General features: G+C 65.4%; 25 protein-coding genes and 1 tRNA gene. 13 read left to right on the top strand and 13 right to left on the bottom strand.

Features of this window, described 5'->3' with window-relative positions:
• From hisD to ACREE8_RS04220, 8 genes are all read left to right on the top strand, one after another.
• A partial coding sequence (hisD, locus tag ACREE8_RS04255) for a histidinol dehydrogenase (RefSeq protein WP_431571733.1) occupies positions 1-702 on the top strand: 702 nt, incomplete at its 5' end.
• Positions 703-711: 9 nt separating this feature from the next.
• A complete protein-coding gene (locus ACREE8_RS04250; RefSeq protein WP_431571732.1) occupies positions 712-1,200 on the top strand; it encodes a UPF0262 family protein in 489 nt (162 codons plus the stop codon).
• Positions 1,201-1,207: 7 nt separating this feature from the next.
• Positions 1,208-1,651, top strand: coding sequence for an arsenate reductase ArsC (locus tag ACREE8_RS04245; RefSeq protein WP_431571731.1), 444 nt, complete (start codon positions 1,208-1,210; stop codon positions 1,649-1,651).
• A 161-nt stretch (positions 1,652-1,812) separates the two neighbouring features.
• Positions 1,813-2,031 (top strand): translation initiation factor IF-1, encoded by a 219-nt coding sequence (gene infA / locus ACREE8_RS04240; RefSeq protein WP_151178694.1) that lies wholly within the window; start codon positions 1,813-1,815, stop codon positions 2,029-2,031.
• 23 nt (positions 2,032-2,054) lie between these two features.
• Entirely contained in the window at positions 2,055-2,660 is a 606-nt protein-coding gene (locus ACREE8_RS04235) for a Maf family protein (protein WP_431571730.1), read from the top strand.
• Between the two features lie 6 nt (positions 2,661-2,666).
• Complete coding sequence (locus tag ACREE8_RS04230) at positions 2,667-3,920, top strand: ribonuclease E/G (RefSeq protein ID WP_431571729.1); 1,254 nt, start codon at positions 2,667-2,669, stop codon at positions 3,918-3,920.
• Positions 3,921-3,951: 31 nt separating this feature from the next.
• Positions 3,952-4,227 (top strand): DNA gyrase inhibitor YacG, encoded by a 276-nt coding sequence (locus ACREE8_RS04225; protein WP_431571728.1) that lies wholly within the window; start codon positions 3,952-3,954, stop codon positions 4,225-4,227.
• Between the two features lie 147 nt (positions 4,228-4,374).
• Positions 4,375-4,450 (top strand) — tRNA-Phe (locus ACREE8_RS04220).
• A gap of 59 nt (positions 4,451-4,509) precedes the next feature.
• Here the strand turns inward: ACREE8_RS04220 and ACREE8_RS04215 are convergent.
• Together ACREE8_RS04215 and ACREE8_RS04210 are read right to left on the bottom strand one after the other, a co-directional pair.
• Positions 4,510-4,731: a cupin domain-containing protein gene (locus tag ACREE8_RS04215; protein ID WP_431571727.1), complete on the bottom strand. Its 222-nt coding sequence runs from the start codon at positions 4,729-4,731 to the stop codon at positions 4,510-4,512.
• The gene (locus ACREE8_RS04210; protein ID WP_431571726.1) at positions 4,706-4,879 is read right to left on the bottom strand and encodes a hypothetical protein; all 174 of its coding nucleotides are present in this window, start codon (positions 4,877-4,879) and stop codon (positions 4,706-4,708) included. Before ACREE8_RS04210 ends, ACREE8_RS04215 begins: the two co-directional genes overlap by 26 nt.
• 223 nt (positions 4,880-5,102) lie before the next feature.
• Here ACREE8_RS04210 and ACREE8_RS04205 point away from each other — a divergent pair, with 223 nt between their 5' ends.
• Positions 5,103-6,242 (top strand): HlyD family secretion protein, encoded by a 1,140-nt coding sequence (locus tag ACREE8_RS04205; protein ID WP_431571725.1) that lies wholly within the window; start codon positions 5,103-5,105, stop codon positions 6,240-6,242.
• An 11-nt stretch (positions 6,243-6,253) separates the two neighbouring features.
• The gene (locus ACREE8_RS04200; RefSeq protein WP_431571724.1) at positions 6,254-7,888 is read left to right on the top strand and encodes an MFS transporter; all 1,635 of its coding nucleotides are present in this window, start codon (positions 6,254-6,256) and stop codon (positions 7,886-7,888) included.
• A 16-nt stretch (positions 7,889-7,904) separates the two neighbouring features.
• On the opposite strand, the gene ACREE8_RS04195 is transcribed toward ACREE8_RS04200, so the two are convergent.
• Positions 7,905-8,240 (bottom strand): DUF1491 family protein, encoded by a 336-nt coding sequence (locus ACREE8_RS04195; RefSeq protein ID WP_431571723.1) that lies wholly within the window; start codon positions 8,238-8,240, stop codon positions 7,905-7,907.
• 88 nt (positions 8,241-8,328) lie between these two features.
• Between ACREE8_RS04195 and ACREE8_RS04190 the strand changes: the two genes are divergently transcribed.
• Together ACREE8_RS04190 and ACREE8_RS04185 are read left to right on the top strand one after the other, a co-directional pair.
• The gene (locus ACREE8_RS04190; protein ID WP_431571722.1) at positions 8,329-9,183 is read left to right on the top strand and encodes a tetratricopeptide repeat protein; all 855 of its coding nucleotides are present in this window, start codon (positions 8,329-8,331) and stop codon (positions 9,181-9,183) included.
• 172 nt (positions 9,184-9,355) lie between these two features.
• On the top strand, positions 9,356-11,359 hold the full coding sequence (locus ACREE8_RS04185) for a hydantoinase/oxoprolinase N-terminal domain-containing protein (RefSeq protein WP_431571721.1): 2,004 nt from the start codon (positions 9,356-9,358) through the stop codon (positions 11,357-11,359).
• Positions 11,360-11,378: 19 nt separating this feature from the next.
• On the opposite strand, the gene ACREE8_RS04180 is transcribed toward ACREE8_RS04185, so the two are convergent.
• The 8 genes from ACREE8_RS04180 to ACREE8_RS04145 all read right to left on the bottom strand — a co-directional run bounded on the left by ACREE8_RS04180 (position 11,379) and on the right by ACREE8_RS04145 (position 22,513).
• Positions 11,379-12,470 carry an ABC transporter ATP-binding protein gene (locus tag ACREE8_RS04180; protein ID WP_431571720.1) on the bottom strand — a complete coding sequence of 364 codons (1,092 nt, stop codon included), beginning with the start codon at positions 12,468-12,470 and terminating at the stop codon, positions 11,379-11,381.
• Positions 12,463-13,323, bottom strand: coding sequence for an ABC transporter permease (locus ACREE8_RS04175; RefSeq protein ID WP_431571719.1), 861 nt, complete (start codon positions 13,321-13,323; stop codon positions 12,463-12,465). Before ACREE8_RS04175 ends, ACREE8_RS04180 begins: the two co-directional genes overlap by 8 nt.
• A 1-nt stretch (position 13,324) precedes the next feature.
• Positions 13,325-14,218, bottom strand: a complete 894-nt coding sequence (locus ACREE8_RS04170; protein WP_431571718.1) for an ABC transporter permease — start codon at positions 14,216-14,218, stop codon at positions 13,325-13,327.
• 53 nt (positions 14,219-14,271) lie between these two features.
• The gene (locus tag ACREE8_RS04165; RefSeq protein WP_431571717.1) at positions 14,272-15,354 is read right to left on the bottom strand and encodes an extracellular solute-binding protein; all 1,083 of its coding nucleotides are present in this window, start codon (positions 15,352-15,354) and stop codon (positions 14,272-14,274) included.
• Between the two features lie 237 nt (positions 15,355-15,591).
• Entirely contained in the window at positions 15,592-17,253 is a 1,662-nt protein-coding gene (locus ACREE8_RS04160; RefSeq protein ID WP_431571716.1) for a Na/Pi cotransporter family protein, read from the bottom strand.
• A gap of 266 nt (positions 17,254-17,519) precedes the next feature.
• The gene (locus ACREE8_RS04155) at positions 17,520-19,082 is read right to left on the bottom strand and encodes an alkaline phosphatase family protein (RefSeq protein ID WP_431571715.1); all 1,563 of its coding nucleotides are present in this window, start codon (positions 19,080-19,082) and stop codon (positions 17,520-17,522) included.
• Between the two features lie 93 nt (positions 19,083-19,175).
• Complete coding sequence (locus tag ACREE8_RS04150; RefSeq protein WP_431571714.1) at positions 19,176-21,620, bottom strand: GcvT family protein; 2,445 nt, start codon at positions 21,618-21,620, stop codon at positions 19,176-19,178.
• Between the two features lie 11 nt (positions 21,621-21,631).
• On the bottom strand, positions 21,632-22,513 hold the full coding sequence (locus ACREE8_RS04145) for a phosphotransferase (protein WP_431571713.1): 882 nt from the start codon (positions 22,511-22,513) through the stop codon (positions 21,632-21,634).
• Positions 22,514-22,857: 344 nt separating this feature from the next.
• Between ACREE8_RS04145 and ACREE8_RS04140 the strand changes: the two genes are divergently transcribed.
• Positions 22,858-23,631 carry a DeoR/GlpR family DNA-binding transcription regulator gene (locus tag ACREE8_RS04140; protein WP_431571712.1) on the top strand — a complete coding sequence of 258 codons (774 nt, stop codon included), beginning with the start codon at positions 22,858-22,860 and terminating at the stop codon, positions 23,629-23,631.
• Between the two features lie 13 nt (positions 23,632-23,644).
• Here ACREE8_RS04140 and ACREE8_RS04135 read toward each other — a convergent pair whose 3' ends face one another.
• Both ACREE8_RS04135 and ACREE8_RS04130 read right to left on the bottom strand, forming a co-directional pair.
• Positions 23,645-25,621, bottom strand: coding sequence for an ABC transporter permease (locus ACREE8_RS04135; RefSeq protein WP_431571711.1), 1,977 nt, complete (start codon positions 25,619-25,621; stop codon positions 23,645-23,647).
• Entirely contained in the window at positions 25,618-26,691 is a 1,074-nt protein-coding gene (locus ACREE8_RS04130) for a quaternary amine ABC transporter ATP-binding protein (protein WP_431571710.1), read from the bottom strand. Before ACREE8_RS04130 ends, ACREE8_RS04135 begins: the two co-directional genes overlap by 4 nt.
• Positions 26,692-26,703 lie beyond the last annotated feature (12 nt).

Below are 26,703 nucleotides of genomic sequence, written 5' to 3'. Positions count from 1 at the left end.
GGCACGCAGACCATCGTCGCGGTCGACAAGATCGTCGGGCCCGGCAACGCCTATGTGGCCGCCGCCAAGCGCCAGGTCTTCGGCCAGGTCGGCATCGACATGATCGCCGGCCCGTCGGAGATCCTGGTGGTGGCCGACGGCGCCAACGATCCGGCCTGGATTGCGATGGACCTGCTGTCCCAGGCCGAGCATGACGAAGCGGCCCAGGCGATCCTGATCACGGACGACGACGGCTTCGCCGGACGGGTCGAGCGCGCCGTCGAGGCCGAGCTGACCCGATCGCCCCGCGCCGCCATCGCCCGGGCGAGCTGGGCCGCCCATGGTGCGATCATCCTGGTGCAGCGGCTGGAGGATGCCGTGGCGCTGGTCGATCGCATCGCGCCCGAACATCTCGAGCTTGCGGTCGCCGATCCCGAGCCTTTATCCCAGCGTATCCAGAATGCGGGTGCTATCTTCCTCGGCCGTTACGCGCCCGAAGCCGTCGGCGACTATGTGGCCGGCCCCAACCATGTGCTGCCGACGGCACGCAGCGCGCGGTTCTCGTCGGGCCTCGGCGTCCATGATTTCCTGAAGCGCACCTCGCTGGTCCGCTGCGATGCCGAGAGCCTCGCCCGGCTGGGACCGGCCGCCATCAGGCTGGCGCGCGCGGAGGGGCTCGAAGCACATGCCCGCGCCATCGCCATCCGTCTCAATCTGCCCTGAGGACCGAGCTTGGAGCCGCCGGCCGCGCCCCCGACCAGTCGCATTGCCCGGGTGACGCTCGACGAGCGCTCCGTGGTGCGGCGCAATCCGCAGATCGAGCATGAGCGCGCGGTCGCGATCTACGATCTGATCGAAGAGAACAGCTTCACGCTGGTGGACGGACCCGGCGGTCCCTACGACCTCTCGCTCGGCATCGAGGACAATCGGCTGGTGCTGGATATCGGCAATGAGAGCGCCGAACCGGTGGCGAAGCATATCCTGTCGCTGACGCCCTTCCGCCGGATCGTCAAGGACTACTTCACGGTCTGCGAGAGTTATTACGAGGCGATCAAGCGCTCCTCGCCCTCGCATATCGAGGCGATCGACATGGGCCGCCGGGGACTCCATAACGAAGGGGCCGAGCTGCTGCGCGAAAGGCTCGCCGGCAAGATCGAACTCGACAGCAATACCGCCCGACGCCTGTTCACGCTGATCTGCGTGCTCCATATCAGGGCATAGGCAGACGATGCAGGATCTGCCCGGGAGCGTTCTCTTCTGTTGCAGCCTCAACGCGATCCGCTCTCCCATGGCGGAAGGCCTGCTGAAGCATCTTCACGGGCATCGGATTTTCGTCGATTCCGCGGGCGTTCGGACCGATACCGTCGATCCCTTCGCCATCGCGGTCATGGACGAGATCGGCATCGATATCAGCCGGCATAAATCCAAGAGCTTCGACGAGCTGGAGGACAGCTCCTTCGATCTCATCATCTCACTCTCGCCGGAGGCCCAGCATCGGGCGGTGGAAATGACCCGGACGATGGCGTGCGAGGTCGAATATTGGCAGACCTTCGACCCCTCGCATGTCGAGGGCAGCCGCGAAACCCGGCTCGAGGCCTATCGGCAGGTCAGGGACAGCCTGATCCGGCGGATCAAGGCCAAATTTCCTAGCGGCGGTCCAGTCAATCTCTGAATCGGCCCCCAAATGGCTGAAATGCCGCATTTTCAGGGTCACCAGCGGGGGTTTGCCCCGGCGAGCCCAGGCGCTATGATCCCGCGCCGCTTTCAACCCCGGATGGCCGCTGGCCCGCATTTGCGCACCCGCGAAGACCCTGGGGCATCGATGGAGTGTGAATGGCGAAGGAAGATCTGATCGAGTTTTCGGGCACAGTGCTCGAGCTGCTGCCCAATGCGATGTTCCGGGTGAAGCTCGACAATGAGCATATCGTGCTGGCGCATACCTCGGGCAAGATGCGCAAGAATCGCATCCGGGTTCTGGCCGGCGACCGCGTGAATGTCGAGATGACGCCCTACGATCTCAGCAAGGGCCGCATCACGTTCCGCTTCAAATAGTCCATGCGGGGGTGCTCCCGGGCATGACCCCGACCCGCCTCGATTCCCCTCGACTGGTGCTCGCCTCGGCCTCGCCGCGCCGGCTCGATCTGCTGCGTCAGATCGGGATCGAGCCGGCTGTGGTCGATGCGGCCGATATCGACGAGAGCCCGCGCGGACGCGAGCTGCCGGCGGCGCATGCGCGCCGGCTGGCGCTCGCCAAAGCACTGGCCATAATGGCCCGTCATCCCGGCCACTTCGTGTTGGCGGCCGACACCGTCGTCGCTTGCGGCCGGCGGATTCTGCCCAAAGCCACGGACGCGCAAGTCGCACGCGAATGCCTGTCCCTGCTGTCGGGCCGTCGCCATCGCGTGCTGGGTGCGGTCACGCTCCTGGCGCCTGAAGGCCGCCAGGCCCATCGGCTGGTCACCACGGCCGTTACTTTCAAGCGGCTGTCGGCCGAAGAGATGGAGAACTACCTCGCCAGCGGCGAATGGGAAGGCAAGGCGGGTGGCTATGCCATCCAGGGCCGGGCCGCGCAGTTCGTGCCGCAGATCGTCGGCTCCTATTCCAACGTGGTCGGGCTGCCGCTCTACGACACGGCGGCGATGCTGCGGGGCCTGGGCTTTGCCCCGGGTCGCACGGGCTAGAAGCCGGTGGCCAAGCCGGATCCGACCCGCCTCTTCGTGGCCGAACGCGGTCCGGAGCGGCATGTGGCGCTGTGGCGCCAGGGCCGGCTGACGGGCTATCGCATCGATGCACCCGACCTGCGCGACCGCGGTGGCGCTCTCTTTGTGGGTCAAGTCGTGCGAGTCGATTCCGGCATGGGGTCGGCCTTCGTCGCGTTCGATCGATCCTCTTCCGGTGAAGCCGAGACCGGGTTGCTGCCGCTACGCCGCGGCGAGAAGCGCGTCGAAGGCGAGCGCCTGCTGGTCCAGGTTGCACAGGATCGCCGCGGCGAGAAATCCGCCAGGCTGACGGCGGCGGCGATCCTCGAAGGTCGCCATGTCGATCTCCTGTCCAAGGAGAGCGGTGTCCATATGACGGGGGCGGCGCTGGAACCGGAGATGGCGCGTGGGTTGCGTGCGGGCTTGCGGGGCCTGATCGCGGACAGTCCGATCGGCCTTCGTCTGACATCCCGGGCGTCGGGCGCTTCGGTGGAGAGCGTCGTGAAGGAAGCTTCCGGCCTCGTCGCCACTTGGCAGCGCAGCATGGCGGCAATCGCCGACACAACCGCGCCTGCTTGTCTTCAGCCGCCAGCAGATGCCGTTCTCTCGTTCCTGCGGGAGACTCCCGGTGGCGAGCCCGTGACCCTCGTCGCCGACAACCGCACCCTGGCACGGCGGATCGAGATCGAGCTTGCCGAGGCTTCGGTTGGCGATATGCCAGCCATCGAGGCCTTACCGCAACGCGACTGGAGCCCCACGGCGGCGGAGCTGGGCGATGCGGTGCGGGCAGCCCTCGATCCCCGTGCTCCTTTGGCCGATGGCGGATGGCTCCTGTTCGAGCCGGGGGAAACTCTGACGGCGATCGATGTGAACAGCGGAACGGCGTCCAACCGCCGCGCCGGCGCGAGCCGTTCCGATCTGCGGCTGAAGCTCAATCTGCACGCCGTCGAGGCCATCGCCCGTGGGCTTCGATTGCGAGCGATCGGCGGCCTGGTGGTGATCGATTTCGTGGATATGGAAAGCAGTGCCGACCGCGACCGGGTGGTGAAGGCGTTGCGGGCTGCCTTCGACGAGGACCCCGCCCGGATCCGCGTGCTGCCGATGTCCGATCTGGGGCTGGTGCAGATGACCCGGCAGCGCCGCGGGGCCCCGCTTGCCGAGCTTTTCTTCGGACCTTGCGAGGCTTGCGAATCCACCGGTAGGCTGGCGCGGCGCCGCCCCCTTGGCGACGACCCGCTTTAGAACGCTGTGCCTGGATGTTCGAGACCGATCGATGAGCGCCAAAATCGAGGATCTTGCCCACCGCCGGGCGGAGCGCGAGCAGCGCAGCCAGAAAGAGGCACCGGCGAGCCGCGATGCCGGCACGGCCGCGACCAAGGGCGGTCGGTGCCCCATATGCGGCCGACCGCGGGACCCGGCTCACCGTCCTTTCTGCTCGAAACGCTGCGCCGAGATCGATCTCGGACGCTGGCTCAAGGAATCCTATCGGGTCCAGACCGAAGAGAGCCCGGAGGATGAGGTGCCGCGCAAAGACGGTGACGAAGAATAGCCGGCAGGGTTCGTTGGAGGACTATAAAGGCTACAGAATTACAAGTTTTTTGAATAGGTTAGCCCTGAATCAAGGGCACTCCCGCATGGCTGGACAGCCCCTCCGAATTTCTCTATAAGCGCTCGTCTCGATCGCCGGAGTGATACCGCCCAGGTAGCTCAGTTGGTAGAGCAGGGGACTGAAAATCCCCGTGTCGGCGGTTCAATTCCGTCCCTGGGCACCACTTCGCTCTCCGCAAAGACGGTATCGCCGCCGATGTGAGCGCGGCTGTCGAGCAGGCCGTCAGGCCGGCTTCGCTTTCGCCATGTCGGCCTCGACATCCTCCGCAACGACGAACCGCTTGTGGATCACCGTCTCCATGATCCATTCGCCGTTGAAGCCCTTGGGCACGACGAAGCTGTCGCCGGCGCGAAATCGCTGCTCCTCGCCATTGGCGTCGCGGATGACGAGATCGCCTTTCACCAGCAGGCAATATTCGTCATGGGGATAATCGCGCAGGCGCACGGTTCCCGGTCCCGACGGATTCATAGACACCGACCGTCATGGGCGGGTTCGAGCTGCTGAAGAAGGTGGTGAAACCGCCATGCGGCGCGCCTTCGACGATGACCTCCGGCGGCAGGATGCGCCGATGCACGCCACTTCCCTCCGTCACTCTCTCCTCCAGGCTTCCCGCCAACAGCGGCTCTTGTCGCTGGAATTGTTCTAGCTCCCGCCAGCCCTGCCCTCCGATATTGGCACCAGCTCGAGCGCCGCCCGGGTCACCGGCTTCCCTGAGGCCGAGGGTGGGGCCCATGATAAGATGGATCCGAGAGGGGTGCCTTGCTGCCGCGAGACGGCACCTTCTTTCATGGGTTTCGTGTGCCGGGAGCGCCTTGATGTCGCCCGATGCCTTGCAGCCCCCTGCGAACGATTCGGCGCCGCCCGCAACGGCCAAGCCGCCGTCCCGATGGCGGCGATGGCCCGGCCTGCCGCTCCGCATTTTCGTGATCCTGCTGGCGGCCTTCCTGGTCGCGAGCTTCGCCATCGAATGGAATTGGTGGGTCGGCTCGTCGCGGCTGCAATCGACCGATGACGCTTATCTGCAGGCCGATCTGGCCCCCCTAGGCAGCCGCGTCTCCGGTTATGTGCGCTCGGTTCCCGTAACGGACTTTCAGAAGGTCGAGGCCGGCGATCTCCTCGTCGAAATCGTCGATGACAATTATCGTGCCCAGGTCGCGCAGGCCGAGGCGAATATGCAGGCGACGCAAGCCGCGCTCGCGAATCTGGGCGTTCAGAAGCAGGTTCAGCAGGCGATCATCGATCAGGCCACCGCCAATGTCGCGGCGGCGCAGTCCGACCTGACCCGCGACAGTCTCGAATCCAAGCGCCAGCAGGAGCTGCTCGCCAGCCATATTGCCGGCACGAACCAGCTGGTCGAGCGGGCGATGGCCGCGATGCAACGTTCCCAGGCCGTGGTCGACCTGAGCAAGGCCCAGCTGGCCCAGCAGCGCGGGCAGCTGACGGTCCTGGATACCCAGGAGTTGCAGGCCCGGGCCCAGCTCGCGGCCCAGCAGGCGGCGCTCGATCTGGCGCGCATTTCGTTACGCGACACCCGGATCGTCGCACCCAATCGCGGCGTGGTTGGCCGCCGCCAGGTGAACCCCGGGCAATATGTGACCAGCGGCATGACGGTGATCACCCTGGTTCCGCTGCCCGACGTCTTCGTGCTCGCCAACTACAAGGAAACGCAGCTCACCCATATGGGCGTCGGGCAGACGGCTGTCGTAACGGTCGATTCCTATCCGGGCGTGAAGCTCACCGGGCATGTCCTGGCCTTCGCCCCGGCGACCGGCAGCCAGTTCAGCCTCCTGCCGCCCGACAATGCGACCGGCAATTTCACCAAGGTGGTGCAGCGCGTGCCGGTCAAGATCACCATCGACCAGCCCAATCCGTTGAGCGACCTGTTGCGCCCCGGCATGTCGGTCATCGCGACCGTCGACACCGGCAGCCCCATCGCCGCCAACCCCGCGCCCTAGAGGAAAGACCGGTGGCGTCGACGGGATTCTTCGACAGATTCGGCATTCCGCGGCTCGGGATCCCGAGATTCGGCTCGCTCTCGCTGAGCAGTCTGGGCGACCGGGTCCCGCTGAGGCCGCCGGTCAGTCCCCACCCGCTGGTCGGCATTTCCGCCGTGCTGCTGGGCGCCTTCATCGTCACGCTGGGCGGGCGCGTCACGACCTTCGGCCTCAACGATCTGCGGGGGGCCATTCATGCCGGCGTCGACGAGGGCGCCTGGATCACGACCGCCAATACCGTTGGTCAAATGCTGATCTGCGCGCCGACGGTGTGGCTGGGCAATGTGCTCGGTCCGCGCCGGGTCCTGCTGGCGGCGACATTCGTCCTGATGCTTTCCTCCCTGCTTTTGCCGACGACCACGACCTTGCAGGGCGTGCTGATCATGCAATTCATCAGCGGCGTCGCGATGGGCACCTTCCTCCCGCTGACCATCAGCTTCGTGGTCCGCAACCTGCCGCCGCGATACCTCATTTATGGCATCGCCGCCTATGCGATGAATCTGGAGCTGTCAACGAACATCTCGGCCTCGCTCGAGGGCTTCTATCTCGATCACTGGTCGTGGAAATGGATCTTCTGGCAGAACGCGGTGCTGGCAGTGCTGATGTGGGTCACCGTCTATGTCGGCATTCCGCGCCGGCCGGTGGATCGCGACGCGGCGCGCGGCGTCGAGCGGTTCGGCATGGTCTATTACAGCCTGGGCTTCAGCCTGCTCTATGCGGCGCTGGACCAGGGCAACCGGCTGGACTGGTTGAATGACGGCCTGATCTGCGGGCTGTTGCTGGCGGGCGGGCTGCTGCTCGTGGCCTTCATCCTGCAGGAGATGACCAGCAAGACGCCCTGGCTCGATCTGCGCATCTTCGTGCGCAGCAATCTGGGTCTGCTGGTGATCATGCTGTTCTTCCTGCGGTTCTCGATCCTGTCGACTTCCTATATCATTCCTCAGTTCCTCACCACGGTGCAGGGCTATCGGGCGCTCCAGGTCGGCGACGTTCTGCTGTTGATCGCCTTGCCACAGGTGCTGCTGGCGCCGCTCATCGGCACGGCCCTGCGTATCATCGATCCCCGAACCACGATCGCTCTCGGATTCACGTTGATCGGCTATGCCTGTTTCAGCGTTTCCTCCAGCCTGACGGCACAGTGGGGCAGCGACGATTTCATGCCGTCGCAGATCCTCCAGGCCTTCGGCCAGTCCCTCGCCCTGACCTCGATCGTCGCTTACAATCTTCGCCTGCTGCGGCCTGAGGATGCACTCACCTTCGGCACGATCATCCAGAGCGCGCGATTGTTCGGTGGCGAAGCCGGAACCTCCTTCATCCAGACTTACGTGCGCGTGCGCGAGCAGGTCCATTCCCATCTGCTGGGCTTGCATGTCACGGGTGAGTCCGGCGTCACGGTCGAGCGGCTGGCGCAATATGAGGTCCTGATCCGCGGTTACTCGGCCGGGACCGTCGATGCGGCGAAGCGTGCGGTGCTGTTGCTTGCCCGCGCGGTGCAGGCACAGTCCTATGTGTTGGCCTATATCGACGGCTTCGTGGTGATCGGCTTCGGCACGATCATCTGCCTCGGGATCGTCCTGTTTCTCCGCCACGCCGCAGCACCCCGTTGAGCCGGCGGACCATGTCTCAAACACCCGGGGCCAGGAACGGATGTTTGCCGTCGCGGCTCTCGACTTCCACCACCCAGAGATCGGGGTCGCGTTTCACCGCGCGCTCGATATAGGCGTCGGCCTCGGCCTCGCTCGCGGGCGCTTCTCCCAGCGCACTCATCCAGCCCAGGCGCCCGAGCCCGTCGCGGACCTGCGACAGGACCCGGCAACCCGGCCCCATCAGGTTCACCTTGACCAGCACGGCGCCCGCGCGCGGTTCACCCCGTCGCAGGAGGTAAACCGGCGTCCCCGCGGCATGGCCTTGACGCATCTGCGCCGTCAACCAGATCTCGGTCGGTAGTCTTTCTTCCATCGCCCTTGTCTCGAAATTCGGCGTCGGCCTCTGGCCCGAACCCGATCCCAGGCGCTAGGGTGCCCGAGCCAGGTTCCCAGGTCATCCCATGTTTCATGGACGCTTGCCGGTCGCTTTGATTCTCGTTCTCACGCTGCTGGCGTCGCCGCCGGCGGCGCGGGCAACCGGCGTGGATGAAGGTCTGAAGGCCGCGCGTCAGGGAGATTACGACCGCGCCGTGGATCAATTCCGGCCGCTCGCCGAAGGGGGCGATCCGCAGGCGCAGTTTCTGCTGGGGCTTTGTTATCAGCAGGGCAGGGGCGTGCCGATGAGTCCCTCGCGCGCAGCCTCATGGTTCGACAAGGCCGCCGCCGCCGGCAATGCCCAGGCCCAATCGGCGCTGGGCACGCAGTATCTGACCGGCGAGGGCGTCACGCCCGATGCCGATCGCGCCTATGCCTTGCTGACCCAGGCGGCGGGGGCGGGCGACCGGCGCGCCAAATATGGCCTGGGCATCATCTATGAGGCGGGCCTCGGTCGTGACGTCGACATGACCAAGGCGCTCGGCTGGTATCGCGCGGCGGCGGAGCAGGGGCTCGTCGATGCTCAGTTCGCCTTGGCCCAGATCTACGAGGCCGGGCAGACCGTTCCCCGCGATCTTCGACAGGCGGCATCATGGTACCGGCGCGCCGCCGAACAGGGGTTTCCCCGCGCGCAGTTCGGCCTGGCCACCCTCTATCTGCACGGCCAAGGGGTCGAGATCGACGGGATCGAGTCTTATAAATGGTTCTCCCTGGCGGCCGACGGATTGCCCGGCGGTGACGAGCGGGATCTGGCACAGCGGGGGCAGGCCCTCACGGCCAGCCATCTGGAGCCCGCGAAACTGGCCGAGGCCAAGAAGCAGATCGCGGCCTTCAAACCGCAGATCGAATATCGTGAATCCCTGTCGCTGCAAGGCCCTTAGTTCTCCTGCAAACGCGCCCGCTCCTATAGCCCGACGGAATTTGCGGCCTTTGCGACGCCGACGAGGCTTGACCATGCCGCAAGGGGACAGGTAGAGCCTTGCTCCAGTCCGGCCTCACGGCCGGCGATCCTGGCGCCCCTCCTTCCTCTCATCCTCACGCGATCCGAAAACCTTGCCCGTCCTTCTCGGCCTTGATACCGGCGGCACCTATACGGACGCCGCCCTGTTCGATCCCGCGCGCGGCGTGCTGGCGGCAGCCAAGTCGCTGACCACCAAGCATGACCTGTCGATCGGCGTGGGCGGGGCCATTGCGCAGGTCTTGCCGCTGGCCTCCGAGCCGATCGTGATGGTCTCGCTCTCGACGACGCTGGCCACCAACGCGCTGGTGGAAGGGCAGGGCAGCCCGATCTGCCTCCTCCTGCTGGGCTATGAGCGCCAGGCGCTCGAGCGCGCGGGCTTGCGCCAGGCGATGGGCTCGGATCCGGTCGAGTTCATTGCCGGCGGCCATGGGCCCATGGGCGACGAACAGGCGCCGCTCGATCGCGCGGCGGTCGAGAAGGCAATTCGCGCCTATGCGCCGAAGGTCGCCGCCTTCGCGGTCTCGGGTTATTTCTCGGTTCGCAATCCCGCGCATGAGCTGGCGGTGAAGGCCATGGTCCGCGACATCGTGGGTCTTCCGGTCACTTGCGGCCATGAGCTGACCTCGAAGCTCGACGCGCCGCGGCGCGCTTTGACCGTGGCGCTCAATGCGCGCCTCATCCCCCAGCTCCAGCAGTTGATCCGTGCCGTCGAGGGCATCCTCAGATCGCAGTCGATTCATGCCCCGCTCATGGTGGTCAAGGGCGACGGTTCCCTGATCGCAGCCGAGGTCGCGCTGAACTGCCCCGTCGAGACCATCCTGTCGGGTCCGGCGGCGAGCCTGGTCGGCGCGCATCATCTTTGCGGCTCGGGTGACGTGGTCGTGTCCGACATGGGCGGGACCACCACCGACGTTGCGATGCTGTCGGGCGGCCGGCCGGTGCTGAATCGCGAGGGCGCCATCGTCGGCGGCTGGCGCACCATGGTCGAAGCGGTCGCGGTCCATTCCTATGGCCTTGGCGGCGACAGCGAGCTGCGGCTCGACGAGACCGGCGGGCTGATCCTGGGTCCGCGCCGGTCCGTGCCCCTGGCCCTGCTCGGCGCCCAGCATCCCGCCATGATCGAGAAGCTGAAGCATCAGGTCGAAGAGGCGATCCGGGTCGGCTATGACGGGCAGTTCCTGCTGCGCCTGCGCCGTCTCGACACCAAGGAATCCGGTTTGCGGCCGGACGAGCTCGATCTGTGGGAAGAGCTCGAGGCGGGGCCTCTGGCTCTCTCCGAGATCCTGCAGGGGCCGGCGCGCCAGCGCGCCATGAAGCGCCTGCTCGATCGCGGCCTCGCCGCCTTGTCGAGCTTCACACCCAGCGATGCGGCCCATGCGCTGGGGCTGCAGCAGACCTGGTCGCAGGAAGCGTCATTGCTGGGTGCCAGGCTGTGGATGCGCCGTCTGGATGCGCTGGGTGGCGAAAAGCTCAAGGAGATCGAGCCCTTCTGCCGCCGCATCATCGAGCAGGCGGTGCGGCAGTCGGTGGTGGCGATCCTGGGAACCACTTTCGAGCAGTCCCTGGGTGTCGCCCCCGACAAGATGGGCGCGCTGGGCGAGCTGGTGATGGCACGGATGGCGGCGGGGACGGCCTCGGATTCGCCCCTGGTCACGCTCGACATGAACCTGAAGCGGCCGCTGGTCGGGATCGGCGCGCCGGCGGCGACCTATTATCCGGAAATCGCGCGCCGGCTCGGGACCGAGCTCATCGTTCCGCCGCATGCCGATGTCTGCAATGCGGTGGGTGCGGTCGCGGGTGGCGTGCTGCAACGGGTCGAGTTGCTGATCTCGCAGCCGACCGAAGGCCGCTTCCGCGTCCATCTGCCCGACGGTGTCGCCGATTTCAACCAGTTGCAGGCCGCGGTCGAGAAGGCCGAAGCGGTCGCCTCGGAGCAGGCGCGGCGTCTCGCCCATGAGGCCGGTGCTGCCGAGCCGGAGATCAAGATGGAGCGCGAGGACAAGGTTGTCCCGGCCGTTCAGGGCATGACGCTCTTCATCGAATCGCGGATCCGGGCCACGGCCTTCGGCCGGCCGCGGCTGGCGACGGCCGTCTAAGACGGCGCTGTTTCGGAGCCTATTCCGTCAAGACCAGCGTGTCCGCCGGATCCCAGGACATCCAGAGCTCGTCGCCGATGGCGACGTTCGGCGTGGTGGTCCTCGCCGCATTGGTGAGATTGACGCTCACCGGCACGCCGGTCGCGTTCTCCAGATAGATGTGGCTCTCATTGCCGAAATAGGCGACTTCGTTGACGCGACCGCGCAGGCGAATGCGGTTGGCCGCCGGTTCATTGCGGCCGAGTAGCACCTTTTCAGGACGAACCGCCACGGCGATATTGCCGGCCGCGGCACCCGAATAGGGAACCGTGACGCGGTTGATACCTTTGAGGTCGATCTGGAGCTGGTTGCCGGCGACCCCGGCCACGCGGCCCTGGAACAGATTCATCTTCCCGATGAAGTCGGCGACGAAGCGGCAATTGGGGAACTCGTAGAGATCGGCAGGGGCTGCGATCTGCTTGACCTTGCCCTTTTCCATGACCGCGATGCGGTTCGCCATGGAGAGTGCCTCGTCCTGGTCATGGGTCACGATGACGAAGGTGATGCCCACGGTCTTCTGCAGCCGCACCAGCTCGAGCTGCATCGCTTCGCGCAGCTTGGCGTCGAGGGCCGAAAGCGGCTCGTCCAGCAGCAGCACCTTGGGACGCTTCACCAGGGCGCGCGCCAGGGCCACGCGCTGGCGCTGGCCGCCGGAGAGCTGGCTCGGCATGCGCTTGCCGAAATCCTGCAGCTTCACCAGGGCGAGCGCCTCCTGGGCGCGGGTCTTGATCTCGGCCTCCGGCACGCCCGTGACGCGCAGCCCATAGCCGACATTCCGTTCGACATTCATATGCGGAAAGACCGCATAGGACTGGAACACCATATTGACCGGGCGCCGGTTGGGATTGACGCCTTCCATCGGCTGGCCATCGATGATGATCTGGCCCTCGGTCGGGATCTCGAATCCCGCCAGCATGCGCAGCAAGGTGGTCTTGCCGCAGCCCGACGGCCCCAGCAGCGCGAAGAACTCGCCCTCGAGGATGTCGAAAGAGACGTCGTCCACGGCCTTGACGTTCTCGCCGAACTCTTTGGTCACGTCCTTGATCGAGATGATGGGTTGGGCGCTAACCATCGGCTTTGGCCTTTTTGTCGGACCGACCCTGGATCCACAAGGCGAGGATCGTGATGGTCAGTGTCAGGACGATGAGAACGGTCGAGGCGGCGTTGACTTCCGGCGTCACGCTGAAACGGACCATCGAGTAGATCTTGATCGGGAAGGTGGTCGAACCCGGGCCGGTCGTGAAGAAGGTGATCACGAAGTCGTCCAGCGACAGGGTCAGGGCCAGGAGCGCGCCCGCGACCACGCCCGGGATCATGTAGGGGAAGGTCACGCCCCAGAAGGTCTGCCATTCGCTGGCGCCCAGATCGCGCGACGCCTCCTCCAGCGCCGGGTCGAAGCCCGACATGCGCGAGCGGATCACCACCGCGACGAAGGGGATCGAGAAGGCGATATGGCTGACGGTGACGGTGAAGAGCCCGAGCGGGATCTTGAACATGGTGAAGAAGGCCAGCATCGCCACGCCGAGGCAGACCTCGGGGATGACGATCGGCAGATGGATCCAACTGTCGAACGGGCCTTTGCCGGGGAACTTGTAGCGATGCAGGATCAGGCCCAGCATCGTGCCCAGGATGGTCGAGACCACCGTCGACATCGAGGCGATGGTGATCGTGTTCATGAAGGCGTCATGCAGGGCGGTGTTGGTGAAGGCCTTCTCGTAATATTTGAAGGTGAAACCCTGCCAGGTGATGTTGCGCTTGCTGTCGTTGAAGCTGAAGGCGATGAGCGCGACGATAGGGAAATAGAGGAAGATGAAGTTGATCAGCAGCACGGCCTTGAGCCAGCTGCGGCGCGTGAAATCGAGCGGCGCGATGGCCTCGCGGCGGCGGCGCGGACGGGTGCGGGCAGGGAGCGCGGTGTCGGTCATGTCAGTAATTCACCGCGCCTTCCCGGCCTGCCAGCACGGCCTTCACCCAGAGACAGATGAAAGTCACATACATCAGGATGAAGGAGATCGCCGAGCCGAAGGCCCAGTCGCGCGCCGGCCCGAACTGCTGCGCGATCAGGTTGCCGATCATGATGCTGTTGGTGCCGCCCAGGAGATCGGGCGTCAGGTAGGTTCCGAGCGCCAGGATGAAGCTGAGCAGGCCGCCAGTGAAGATGCCGGGCAAGGCGAGCGGCACCGTGACCGAGAAGAGCGTGCGCCACTGGCTGGCGCCGAGGTCGAGGCTCGCTTCGAGATAGGATTTGTCGAGCTTCTCCAGGGTCGCGTAGAGCGGCAACACCATGAAGGGAAGATTGACATAGACCAGGCCGACGATGACGGCGCCCTGGTTATAGAGCAGCTCCAGCGGCTGGAATTCGCCGAGGATGCCGCCGAAGACCCAATCAAGCCCGCTCCAGACCCATTCGAGGAAGAAATTGACATAGCCGTTGGTGCGCAGGACCGCGATCCAGGCATAGGTACGGATCAGCAGGTTGGTCCAGAAGGGCAGGATGACCAGCAGCAGCAGCAGGTTCTTGTAGCGCGGCGGGGCGAAGGCGACGCCCATCGCCAGCGGGAAACCCATCGCCAGGCAGATGGCGGTGGTGACCGTGGCGATCCAGAGCGACTTGAGGGTGATGTAGAGATTCACCCACTCCATCGTCCGCGCATAATTGGCGAAGGAGAGGGTGATGATGGTTTGGCCCAGGGGACCGCGCTGGCCGAAGCTGTAGACCCAGACGACGGCGAGCGGGATGGTGAAGAAGATGACGAGCCAGGCAGTCGGGGGAATCAGCAGGACAAAGAAGGCCAGTTTGCTCCTGCGCCAATCCTGCATGATTTAAACGATCCCCCGACCGGTTTCCGGCTCTCGTTCGGTCTGACTGCCGATCAGGCGGCCTGCACTTCCGTCCAGGCCTTGTCATAGACCGGGGTGAACTCGCCGACATCCACCAGGGACTCGCTCTTGGCGACGACTTCCTCGGGCGGATAGATGGCGGGGTTCTCGAGGTCTTCCTTGGCGATATAAGCCTGAGCCGCCTTGTCGGCGGTCGCATATTTGATTGTGTTCGCGATCTCGGCATTCACCTGCGCATCGAGCAGATGATTGAGGAAGGCATGGGCGTTGTCCGGATGGGGTGCGCCGGTCGGGATGCAGACATTGTCCGTCCACACCATGGTGCCCTCGTCCGGCACGCTGTAGGCGAGATCCTGGTCCTCGGCCATGACCGAGATGATGTCGCCGTTCCATTCCATGACCAGGTCGCATTCGCCGGAGAGCAGCATGTCCTGGCCGCTGTCGGGGGCGAAGGCCTTGATGTTCGGCTTCTGCTTGATCAGCAGTTCCTTCGCTTTCTGGACCTCGGCTTCGTTGGTCGTGTTCATGCTGTAGCCAAGATATTTGAGGGCGATGCCCAGCACCGCACGCGCATCGGCCAGCAGCGCGATCTTGCCGGCATGGCTCGAATCGTCGAACAGCGCTTTCCAGCTCTTCGGCTCCTGGACTTTCGACTTGCGATAGCCGATGCCGATCGTGCCCCACATGTAGGGCACGCCATATTTCAGGCCCGGATTGAAGGCGGGATCGGAAAACTGCTTGGCGGGATTGATGTTCACCATGTTCGGGATCTTGGCGTGATCGAGCGCCATCAGCATGTTGAGCTTGACCATCGTCTCGATCATGTAATCGGACGGGAAGATCACGTCATAGCCCGGATTGCCGGCCTTCAGCTTGGCGAACAGCTCCTCGTTGTTGGCATAGAGATCGTACTGGACCGCGATACCGGTCTTGTCGGTGAAGGTCTGCAACGTCGTCTGGCCGATATAGGTGTCCCAGTTATAGACGTTCAGTTTCTTCGCCTCTTCCGCCCACCCCTTCTTCGCAAAGGTGCCAAGGCTGACGCCGACGGCAGCAGCGCCGGTGCCGGCAAGGAAATTACGACGCGAGAAACGGGGTGTCGAAAAGCGGTTCATGATGGGATGCCTCCTCCTGTCTGTTCATTCGCCGAGACCGGGCCGGCCCCGAGGGTCCGTTCGGACTTTCTCTTCTTCTGCCGGCAGGCCCTTGATTCGACCGCGCGAGGTCCGCATCGGCGAACCGTTCGATCACGCACGCTCCTACCATAGAAAGGCGGTGCAACGCGATCAACCCACTTGGGAGCGCCGAAACCGGCACACGCGGCGGTCGCGGGTCTCTACGGGATTGAAAAATCAGGAGACTTTGGCGGGGTTGCCGATCTCGCCGTCCTGCTTGCGCAATCGACTCTGCGTCAACTCTCCGGTCGCTTCCAGGATCGGATAGGCGACCGATGTGAGATGCGAGTTGATGCGTTTCAGGTCGCGCAGGATGTCGAGATGCAGGCTCGATGTCTCGATGCTCTCGGTCTTGCCGCTGCGCAGCCGGCCATAATGGCCTTCCGACGCCGCCCATTCCATCTCGCGAAACGCCACTTTTTCCTGGAGGAGACGGCGCGCGAGCTTCACATCGTTCGAGATGAACACGTTGAGGGCAAGCTTGAGATTGTTCTCGACGCGGGCATGCATGTTGCAGATCTCGGCGAAGCCCTCGGCCGAGAAATGCAGCTTGTTCTTGATCTTCTTGGCCGCGAGCTCCATCAGGTTCTTGTCGATGATGTCGCCGATATGCTCGAGGTTGGTGGTGAAGGTGATGACGTCGATCGAGCGCTTCTGGTCGCCCTTGTCGACCGCATCGCGGCCCATCTCGGTCAGGTAGAGCTTGATGGCGTGGTGCAGCTTGTCGACATCGTCGTCGAGCGCTTCCACCTCGCGCAGCAGCTTGCGGTCGTCATTGCGAAACACCTCGAGGGTCTGGCGCAGCATCTTCTCGATGATGTCGCCCATCCGCAGGGTCTCGCGCGCGGCATTGGCGATGGCGACCGCCGGCGAATCGAGTGCCGCGATGTCGAGATAATGGGGCTTGCCGGTCTCCTCGCCGCGCGGCCGCTCGGGCAGCAGCTTGGTGCAGAGGCTCGCCACCAGCCCGATCAGGGGCAGGAACAGGATCGCGATCGCGAGATTGAAGGCGGTATGGAAGTCCGCGACCTGCCGCCAGGGCTCCGGCTCGATCCGCGCGACCCAGGGCGTGATCCAGGGCAGCAGCGGAAGGGCGATCACCACGCCGGTCAGGCGGAAGATCAGATTGGCGAGCGGCACGCGCCGGGCTTCGGGTCCCGAGGTCGCCGTCCCGATCAGCGGCATCAGGGTCGAGCCGAGATTGGCGCCCAGGATCAAGGCGAGGGCCAGCGGCAATTGGATCAAGCCGCCGCCGACGAAGGCGATCACCAGCAGGACCACGGCCAGGCTCGAGGTCGAGAGGACGGTCAGCACGACGGCCATCAGCGCCGCCAGGAGCGGTTCGTCGCCCAGCGCCTCGAATACTTCGAGCAGGATGCCGGAGCTGCGCACGGGCTCGGCCGCCATGGCGATGAGCCGCAGGGAGAGCAGCATCAGCCCCAGTCCCACGATGGTCCGCCCGATATCCTTCAGCCGGGTGCCACGGCTCATGGTGAAGACCACGACCCCAGCCAGGATCATCAGCGGCGCCAGCCCATGGGGCAGAAGGGACACGATCTGGGCGACGACAGTCGAGCCGACATCGGCCCCCAACATCACCGCCAGGGCCGAGGCGGTCCCCATCAACCCATGGGAGGCGAAGGACGCGGTCAGCAGCCCGGTCGCGGTGGCGCTTTGCAGCAGGATCGTGATCCCGAGCCCGGCGGCGAAGGCGGCGAACCGGTTGCGCAGGCTGCGGCCCAGCCGCCGGCGCAGATCACCGCCGAAGGCACGCATGACGCCGGTGCGAACCATTCGCAGGCCCCAGACCAGCAGCGCCGCCGCACCCAGCAGATTCACGAGAAAGTCGGTGCCGTTGATGCTGGCCTCCTTGATTGGCCTGCGAGCGCTGTTTCGACCTCGGGCGAGGCCGGCGGCGGAAGGGCGGCGCTGTCGAGGCGCCGCCCCCTGGATCATCGCGGCGGCCGGCACTGGCCGGAGTCGATGCCCGTCGGAGCGCTATCGAACGGCATAACGCCGCTGTCACACAAATGCAATATGCACGCCCGGATGGGAGCCCAACTACGCCGGCGCGGCTGGAATCGGTCCGCTTGCGACGAGGCGCTTTACCGCCTGCGTGGGGGCAGCTCGGCCATGCCGGTCTCGGTGACGAACATGCGGCTCATCACATGCTCCGCATGCTCCATGCGCCAGGAGAGCATCTTCTGGGCGCAGGCCAGCATTTCGCCGGCAAAGGCCGGATCGCCCGCCAGGTTCTTCTGCTCGAAGGGATCCTTTTCCAGGTCGAACAGCAGCGGCGGCAAGGCCGCGAAATGCACATATTTGAAGCGCCGGCCGCGCAGGACGGCCAGGCTGCACTGGTCGCTCGAGATATTGAAGGTCGATTCCGGGATCTGGTGCACGATGTCCTGGAAGTCGAACTCGTAATGGGCCTCCTCGCGCCAGCGCGCGGGCGCCTCGCCCTCGATCAGCGGCAGCAGGGACCGGCCGTCGCATTGATGCGGGATATCGCGCCCGAGCCATTCCAGGATCGTCGGCATGAGGTCGACCGCCTCGGTGAAGCGGTCGATCTGCTGCCCGCGGGTGCCGTCGGCGAGGCGGCGCGGATCGCGGATGATGAGCGGGATGTTGTAGGCCTGATCGAAATAGCCCGACTTGCCCCACATCCAGTGATCGCCCAGCATCTCGGCGTGATCGCAGGTGAAGATCACCAGCGTATGCCGGTCTTCACCGGTCGCCTTGAGATGGGCCATGAGGCGCCCGATCTGATCGTCGACCTGGGTCATCATGCCGTAATAGATCGCGCGCAGCTGGCGGACCTCGGACTCGTCGATCTCCAGGAGGTCGTTCGGATAATGCTCGTCGAACGCTCCCTTCTCGCGCAGGCTCGCGAGCGCGAGCTTGAGGAAGGGATGCTGCTTCGCCTCTGCCTCGGCGCTGGCTGCGCGTACGGCCATGGGCAGCGTCGCGGGATCGTAGAGCGCGTTATAGGGTTCGGGCGCGATGATCGGCGGGTGCGGGCGCAGGAATACGGCATGGGCGAACCAGGGTTCGTCGCTGCGCACCGACAGCCAGCGCAGGACCGCGTTCGCCAGGAAGGTCGTCTCGCTGTCTTCGGCCGAGAACAATGTCGGCGCGAAGGAATGGCCGCGTCCCGGCGGCGTCACGAAATCCGCCTTCGGCTTATAGACGTCCCAGCGATCCCGGAACTGATAGCCCTTGGCCTTCAGATCGGCGATCCAAGGCGCCATATGGTCGGGCAGTTGCAGCCCGACCGTCATGCCGGGGAGCACGCCCTCATAGGTCTTCAGGACCGGATCGTCCGGCGCGTAGCGGCGTGGATCGGGGCTGGTGTCGGTGTAACCGAACAGGGTCGGGTCATAGCCCGCCTTTCGCACCTCCAACGCGATATTGGTGTGGCGGCTGTCGAGCGGCGTGCCGTTGCGACCGGAGCGGTGATTCATCAGATACATGCCGGTCAGCATGCTGGTCCGCGACGGCCCGCAGGGGGAAGCTTGCGCGTAATGGCGGCGGAACAGCACACCCTCGCGCGCCAGCGCATCGAGGTGCGGGGTCTTGACGACCGGATGACCGACGGCGGAGAGGCATTCGGCGCGCCACTGGTCGGCGCTGATGAAAAGCACCTTGCGGATCGGCAGGTCGGACATGCGGGATCTGACTTCTCGTTCTTCCAGGCAGGAGCGGTCCGCCCGGTCAGGTGTTCACGGATGGGCGCAAGCCTAGCTTATCGGCAGCGGGCGTCACGCCTTGATTCGTGACATGGACGGATCGTAAAGCGCGTCGAGATGGATCTGCGCCGGCACGCGCTCGGCCGCGACCTCCAGCTCGTAGCGTCCCGACTTCAGCCAATCGGTCGGCACCCCTTCGGGATTGCGCACATAGCCATAGCCGATGTTCCGGCTGACCGTGTAGCCCCAGCCGGCGCTGGTCAGCCAGCCAACCTGCTTGCCGTCGCGGAAGATGGTTTCGCGGCCCAGCAGCACGATGGCCGGGTTCTCGACGCTGAATCCGGCCAGCCGCTTCTTGAGCGGGCCCAAGGCTTGCTTGGCCAGGGCCTCGCGACCGAGGAAGGGCGTGTTCTGCTTGAGCTTCACGGCCCAGCCGAGGCCGGCCTCGAGCGGCGTATGGTCAGGCCCGATGTCCGACCCCCAGGCGCGATAGCCCTTTTCGAGCCGCAGCGATTCGATCGCGCGATAGCCGGTATTGACGATGCCATGCGGCTGACCCGCCGCCATGACCGCGTCATAGACGGCGCCGGCGCATTCGACCGGGAAATGCAGCTCCCAGCCGAGCTCGCCGACATAGGTGACGCGCAGGGCTCTGACCGGGGTGCCCGCGATCATGACGGTCTGCCAGCTGCCGAAGGGAAAGGCGGCGTTGGAGGAATCGGCGCCCGACGCGGCGCTCAGCGTGTCGCGCGAGCGCGGGCCCATGACCGACAGCACGGCGAAGGCGGAGGTTACATCGATCAGCCGGGCATCCAGCCCCTGCGGGATGGCCCGTTCGATCCAGGAGAAGTCGTGGGTCGCGAAGCCGGTCCCGGTGATGATGTAGTAGCTCTCTTCGGTCAGGCGAGTCACGGTCACGTCGCATTCGATGCCGCCCTGGCGGTTCAGCATCTGCGTATAGATCAGCCGTCCCGGCGCCTTGGCGACATCGTTGGCGCAGATCCAGCTCATGGCCAGCTCCGCGTCGCGGCCGATCATCATGAACTTCGCGAAAGAGGTTTGGTCGAAGACGCCGACGCGCTCGCGCACCGCCTGATGCTCGGCGCCCACATGATCGAACCAGTTCTGGCGCTCATAGCTGTAGATGTCCTTGGGCTCGACGCCGTCGGGCGCGAACCAGTTGGGGCGCTCCCAGCCGAGCTTCGATCCGAAGCAGGCGCCTTGCGCCTTCAGCCGCTCATAGAGCGGCGAGACCCGCACGGGCCGCGCGCTCTCCAGCTCCTCATGCGGCCAGGCCATGCTGTAGTGATGGGCATAGGCCTCGAGCGTGCGCGTCAGCACCCATTGCGGATCCTGATGCACGCTGCCGAAGCGGCGGATATCGACGGGCCAGAGATCCATCGGCGACTCGCCGGCCGCGACCCACTCGGCCAGCGCCTTGCCGGCGCCACCGCCCGACGCGATGCCGAAGGCGTTGAAGCCCGCACCGACATAGAAGTTCTTCAGCTCCGGCGCCTCGCCCAGGATGAAGTTGCCGTCGGGCGTGAAGGATTCGGGGCCGTTGATGAGCTGCTTGATGCCGGCGGTCTCGAGCGCCGGGATGCGGCCCAGCAGGCGCCCCATCATCGGCTCGAAATGATCCCAGTCGGAGTCCAGCAGCGAGAAATGGAATCCCTCGGGAATGCCCTTGAGCGCCCAGGCGATCGGGTTGGGCTCATAGCCGCCCACCACCAGCCCGCCGACCTCTTCCTTGCCATAGATGAGACGATCGGGATCGCGCAGGGTGGGAAGATTGCGCGGCACGCCGTCGATCGGCTCGGTCACCAGATATTGATGCTGGACCGACTGCAGCGCGACATTGACGCCGCAGAGCTTGCCGACCTCGCGCGCCCATTGCCCGGCGCAATTGACGACCACGTCGGCCGTGATGGCGCCTTGCGCGGTGACGACGCCCGTCACGCGGCCCTGCTTCGTGGTGATCGCGGTGACGCGGCAATCCTCGATGATGGTGACGCCGCCGGCACGAGCACCCTTCGCCAGCGCCTGGGTGATGTCGGCGGGATTGGCCTGGCCGTCGGTCGGCAGGAAGGCGGCGCCCACCACATCGTCGACCCGCATCGGCGGCCACAGCTTCTGCGCCTCGGAGGGCGTCAGCACTTCCATGGCGAGACCGAAGCTGTGCGCGGTGGTGGCCTGGCGCTTGATCTCGGTCAGGCGCTCGGGATTGCAGGCGAGGCGCAACCCGCCATTCATCTTCCAGCCGGTCGACAGGCCGGTTTCCGCCTCGAGCTTGCGATAAAGTTCGACCGAGTTCTTCAGGAGCTGCGTGATGTTGGCCGAGGTGCGGAGCTGGCCCACGAGGCCCGCCGCATGCCAGGTCGAGCCGCTGGTGAGTTTGTTGCGCTCGAGCAGCACGACCTCTTTCCAGCCGAGCTTGGCCAGATGATAGGCCGTGCTGCAGCCGACGATGCCGCCGCCGATAATGACGGCGCGGGCATGGGTGGGAAACGACGCCATTCTCGTCAACCTCAATGATGTTTCAATGAATCGTAGGCCTGTTGAAAACGCGCGCGATAATCGGCGGTGTAGGCGGCATAGTCGAAATCGAGAGTCGAGAAGGACTCCGCGATCATGCTCCATAGCGTCTCGCGCAGGAGCGAGGCGCATTTCATCGCCTGATAGCGATGGCGCAGCTGGTCGTCGACCGGCCGCTCGAAATAGGCGCCCAGCAACCATTCCTCGTCCGCTGGGGCCACCTCGTTGTTGGAGTTGAGATTGCCGAGATCGAACAGCGGACTCGAATAGCCCGCATAGTCGTAATCGATCAGCCAGAGCCGGCGCCCGTCGTCGATCAGGTTGCCGCAGAGCAGGTCGTTATGGCCGAAGACCAGTTCGACCGGACCCAACCGCTTTTCGAGATCCTCGGCGATGGCGAGGAGAGGCGGCAGCTCGGGCACCCGAGGACTGCCGGCGTCGCGCAAGCTCGCGGCATAGTCGCGGAAAATATGGAACGGCCAGAACATCAGCACCGGCCCCCGCAGATGACGGGGCAGCTCGTAATGGCAGCGTTTCACCAGCGGCAGGATCCGCTCGAGCATCGAACGCGGGCGCACCGCTTCGGGCGTCAGTGTCGTGCCTTCGATGAAGTCGAAGACGATGGCGCCCGGCTCGTGATGCAACACGGCGGGCGCCAGTCCCGCTGCATGGGCGGCGCGGCTCGCGGCCAGCTCCGCAAAGCGCATCACGCCATGAACGGGGATGTCGTCGCCGATCCGGACGAAGAAGCGCCGTCCGCGATCGCGGACTTCGAAATTGGCGTTGGTGATTCCGCCCTTGAGCGCAATCGGCTCCACCGGCCCCGACCAGAAACTGAGGGCCGCGGCCCGGGCCAGCGGATCGAGCGTCCTCATCGCCACCCTTTTCGGGGCCAGTCTTGTTTTTGGCTTTCAGGCAGCGGCGAAGCAGGGACCCCCGCCCACCGCTTCGCCGCGCCCCCAACGTTCCGGTGTGCGGCCCCCTGCCGCGCTGCCGTCACGGTCGCCCTTTGAAAGGCGGTTCTTGGCGGGTGATTGCCCCCACTCACACGCAAGAGCCGTTACCTTCAGGTGATTGCCCGACGGGAGCCATTCGATTCCGAAAATCCCCACATATATCCAATTATCTTCGGTGGAATTTGACGAAATACCAATTAGTAATGCATATTATCAATAAGTTATAACTCAAGATCGGTGTGGCTATGTGGGATTTTTAACGCATGGACCGTCAAACGCGGCATCGGGCCATCCTGGAAGCCGTCTCGCAGGGCGGGCAGGCCCGGGTTCTGGACCTCGCCACAAGGCTACGCGTGTCGGACGAGACGATCCGGCGTGATCTGAAGGATCTCGAGGCCGAGGGCCTGGTCCAGAAGATCCATGGGGCCGTCATCCCGCCGGAGCCGCTGGGCGAGCCGCGCTTCGATCGCCGCATGAGCCAGGAGACCGAGGCGAAAAAGGCAATCGCCCGCGCGGCGGCGGCGCAGGTGCGCGACGGCGATACCATCCTCCTCGATACCGGCAGCACGACCGCCTATGTCGCGCGCGCCCTTCACGGCCATCGCAATCTGCTGGTGGTGACGAACTCGGTCGACATCGCCCGGACGCTGGCGACCCGCAACGGCAACCGGGTCTATATGGCGGGCGGCGAGCTGCGCGCGGACGATGGCGCCGCCCTGGGCGTGTCCGCGACCGCCTTCGTGCAGCAATTCCGGGTGCGGCTCTGCTTCCTCTCGATCGGTGCCATCGATCTGGAGGACGGGCTGATGGATTTCCACCTGGAGGAGGCCGAGTTCTCGCGCGTCGCCATGCGCCGGGCCGAACGCACCATCATCGTCGCCGATCACACCAAATTCGGGCGCCGCGCCCTGGTCAGCGTCTGTCCGCTGGCTTTGGTTCAGACCCTGATCACCGACCAACCCTTGCGCGCGCCCTTCCAGGACCGGCTGCGCCGCGCCGAAGCGACGGTGCTGATCGCAGAGCGCGCCGCCGCCTGACGGCCGCGAGCGTTCAGGCGAGACCCAGACGCCGGCGCGCGCGGGCGCTGCCGGCGCCGATCAGCCGGTCGGCGACGATACCGATGAAGGCCACGGCGAGGCCGGCCACGATGCCGCGGCCCGAATCCGCCTTGGCCAGCGAGATGAAGACCTCCTGGCCCAGATCGCGGGTGCCGACCATGGCGGCGATGATCAGCATGCTGAGCGCCAGGAGGATGGTCTGGTTGATGCCGAGCATGATCTCCGGCAGGGCCAGGGGAAACTGGACGCGCCGGAAGATCTGCTGGCGCGTGCAGCCGGAGACCCGGGCGGCCTCGATCAGCGCCGGCGGCACCTGCCTTATGCCGTGATCGGTGTAGCGGATCGCCGGAACGATGGCGAAGGAGACGACGGCGATCAGGGCCGTCACATCGCCGACGCGGAACAGCATCACCACCGGGATGAGGAAGACGAAGGAGGGCAGGGTCTGCAGCGTGTCGATGATCGGCGTGATGATGCGGTGCGCCTTGTCGCTGCGCGCTCCCCAGACGCCGATCGGAATCCCGATCAGCGCCGAGATGATCGAGCCGATGCCGCAGAGATAGACCGTGGCCATGGTCTTCTCCCACAAACCCACCGCGGCGCAGAAGAAGGTCAGTCCGGCCGCGAGGATCGCCAGCTTGGGTCCGCCCAGCCGCCAGCCCGCCAGTCCCAGCAATCCCGTCGCCGCCAGCCAGGGCATGCCGTCCAGGAAGGCGCGCGTGGGATTCAGGATATGCAGCAGCATGAAGGTGCGAACCACTTCGATGATGTCGAAGAAGTTCAAATTGATCCAATCCACCATCGACTTCCAGATCGGCGCGGTGCTGATGGTGATCGAGCTCGGCACCTTGTAGAGCGGGGGCCAGCCGATGCTGATCAGTGTCGTCACGGCCAACGCCGCCAGGGCCGAGACGAGGTAGGGATGGCGCTGCCAGAGCGTGCCCTCGATGCGATGGGTCGGGCGCCGGCGGGCGGCGGCCTGGCTCAACTGGTCGAGGGCGATCGCGAGCGCCACGATGGCGAGGCCGGCCTCGAGGGCCTGGCCCACCTTGAGCGCGCGCATGGCGAGCAGCACGTCATAGCCGAGGCCGCCGGCGCCGATCATCGAAGAGATGATCACCATGTTGAGCGACAGCATGATCACCTGGTTGACGCCGACCATGAGGGTGGGACGCGCGGCCGGGACCAGGACGCGCCACAGCTTCTGCAGGCGGGTGCAGCCCGCCATGGTGCCGAAATCGCCGATCTCCTGCGGCACGCGATTGAGGGCGAGGATCGTCGCACGCACCATCGGCGGCGTGGCGAAGATGCCGGTGGCGAGCAGGGCCGAGACCGGGTTGTTGCCGAACAGCAGCAGCATCGGCACCAGATAGGCAAAGGTCGGCATCGTCTGCATCAGATCGAGGATCGGCGTGATCAGCAGCCGGTCGATCGCCGGGTGGCGATAACCCAAGATGCCGACCAGGATGCCGGTGACGACGCAGAAGGGGACGCAGATGGCGATGAGGGCCAGGGTCAGCATCGAGCTTTCCCATTGCCCGAAGATCGCCAGATAGAGGAAGCAGGCGCCGGCGACGATGCCGATCGAACGGCCGCCCAGCGCCAATCCCGCCAGCGCGACGGCGATCACGATACCCACCCAGGACAGGCGCGGGATCACCAGCGCGTCGGCGCCATGGCCGATCTTGAAGCTCTTGGCGAGCAGGCCGAAGGCGGCGTCGAGCGGGATCGCGATGAGGCCGGAGAAGCCGCGCGTCAACCAGGTGAAGTTGGTCTTGATCCAGCCCATCACCGCGCTGATCCAGGCGCTGAGCGGAACGATCCATTCTTTCGGATAATCCACGGCCCAGGGGGCGGCGTCGCGGAAGACGTAAAGCAGGGCCGACAGCAGGAGAGCCCCCAGCCAGACCCAGATCCAGGGGTCGGTCGCGGCGCGCCGGGCGCCGGAGCTGTGGGTGATCGCCGTCACGCGGCGCTCTCGCGGCCCGCCAGGAGGTTGATGACGGCGGCGGGCGTCACCTGGCCGATGACAGCACCATCCTCGTCGGTGACCGCGAAGGGCCGTCCGGCCGCGACGATGTCGGCGGCGAAGCTGGCGATCTTCGCGGTGGCGGCGACCTTGCGCGCCGCGGCGGTGTCCGCGCCCGCCGGCATCATCAGTGTTCGCGCCGACAGCACCTTGGAGCGCTGCACGTCGCGGGTGAACTCCGCCACATAGTCGGTCGCGGGTTTCGTCACCAGGTCCTCGGGCGTGCCGATCTGGATGATCTCGCCATCCTTCATGATGGCGATGCGGTCGGCGAGACGGATGGCCTCGTCGAAATCATGGGTGATGAAGACGATGGTCTTGTGCAGCACGTTCTGCAGGCGCATCAGCTCCTGCTGCATCTCGCGCCGGATCAGCGGATCGAGTGCGGAGAAGGGCTCGTCCAGGAACCAGATCTGCGGCTCGACCGCGAGGCTGCGCGCGATGCCGACGCGCTGCTGCTGGCCGCCCGACAATTCGCGCGGATAATAATTTTCGCGGCCCTTGAGGCCGACCAGATCGACCATCTCCTGGGCGCGCTTCCTCTGCTCGGCCTTGGGTCGGCCCTGGACCGAAAGCGGAAAGGCGACGTTCTCCAGCACGGTCAGATGCGGCAGCAGGGCGAAATGCTGGAACACCATCCCCATACGATGGCGCCGGATCTCGATCAATTCCCGTTCTGTCGCCTCGAGGAGGTTGCGGCCCTCGAACATGACCTCGCCTGCCGTCGGCTCGATCAGGCGCGCCATGCAGCGCAGCAGGGTCGATTTTCCCGACCCCGACAGCCCCATGATGATGAATATCTCGCCTTCCTTGACCTCGACGCTGGCGTCGCGCACGGCACCGATCAGCCCGGCCGCGCTCAAATCCGCGGCACTGGGCTTCCCGCCCCCGGCCGCCATGACCTCCTCCGCGCCGCGGCCATAGACTTTCCACACATTGTGGCTGGCGAGCATTACTGGGCGCTTGTCCAGCGCCGCAGTCACATTTGCAGTGGGTCGCGTCACACTCATCCGGTTCGTTCC

It is taken from the genome of Hypericibacter sp. (assembly GCF_050729195.1).
Lineage (GTDB): Bacteria > Pseudomonadota > Alphaproteobacteria > Dongiales > Dongiaceae > Hypericibacter.
The sequence above is the reverse complement of the archived record's forward strand: the minus strand, read 5'-3'. Positions and strand labels throughout refer to the sequence as shown.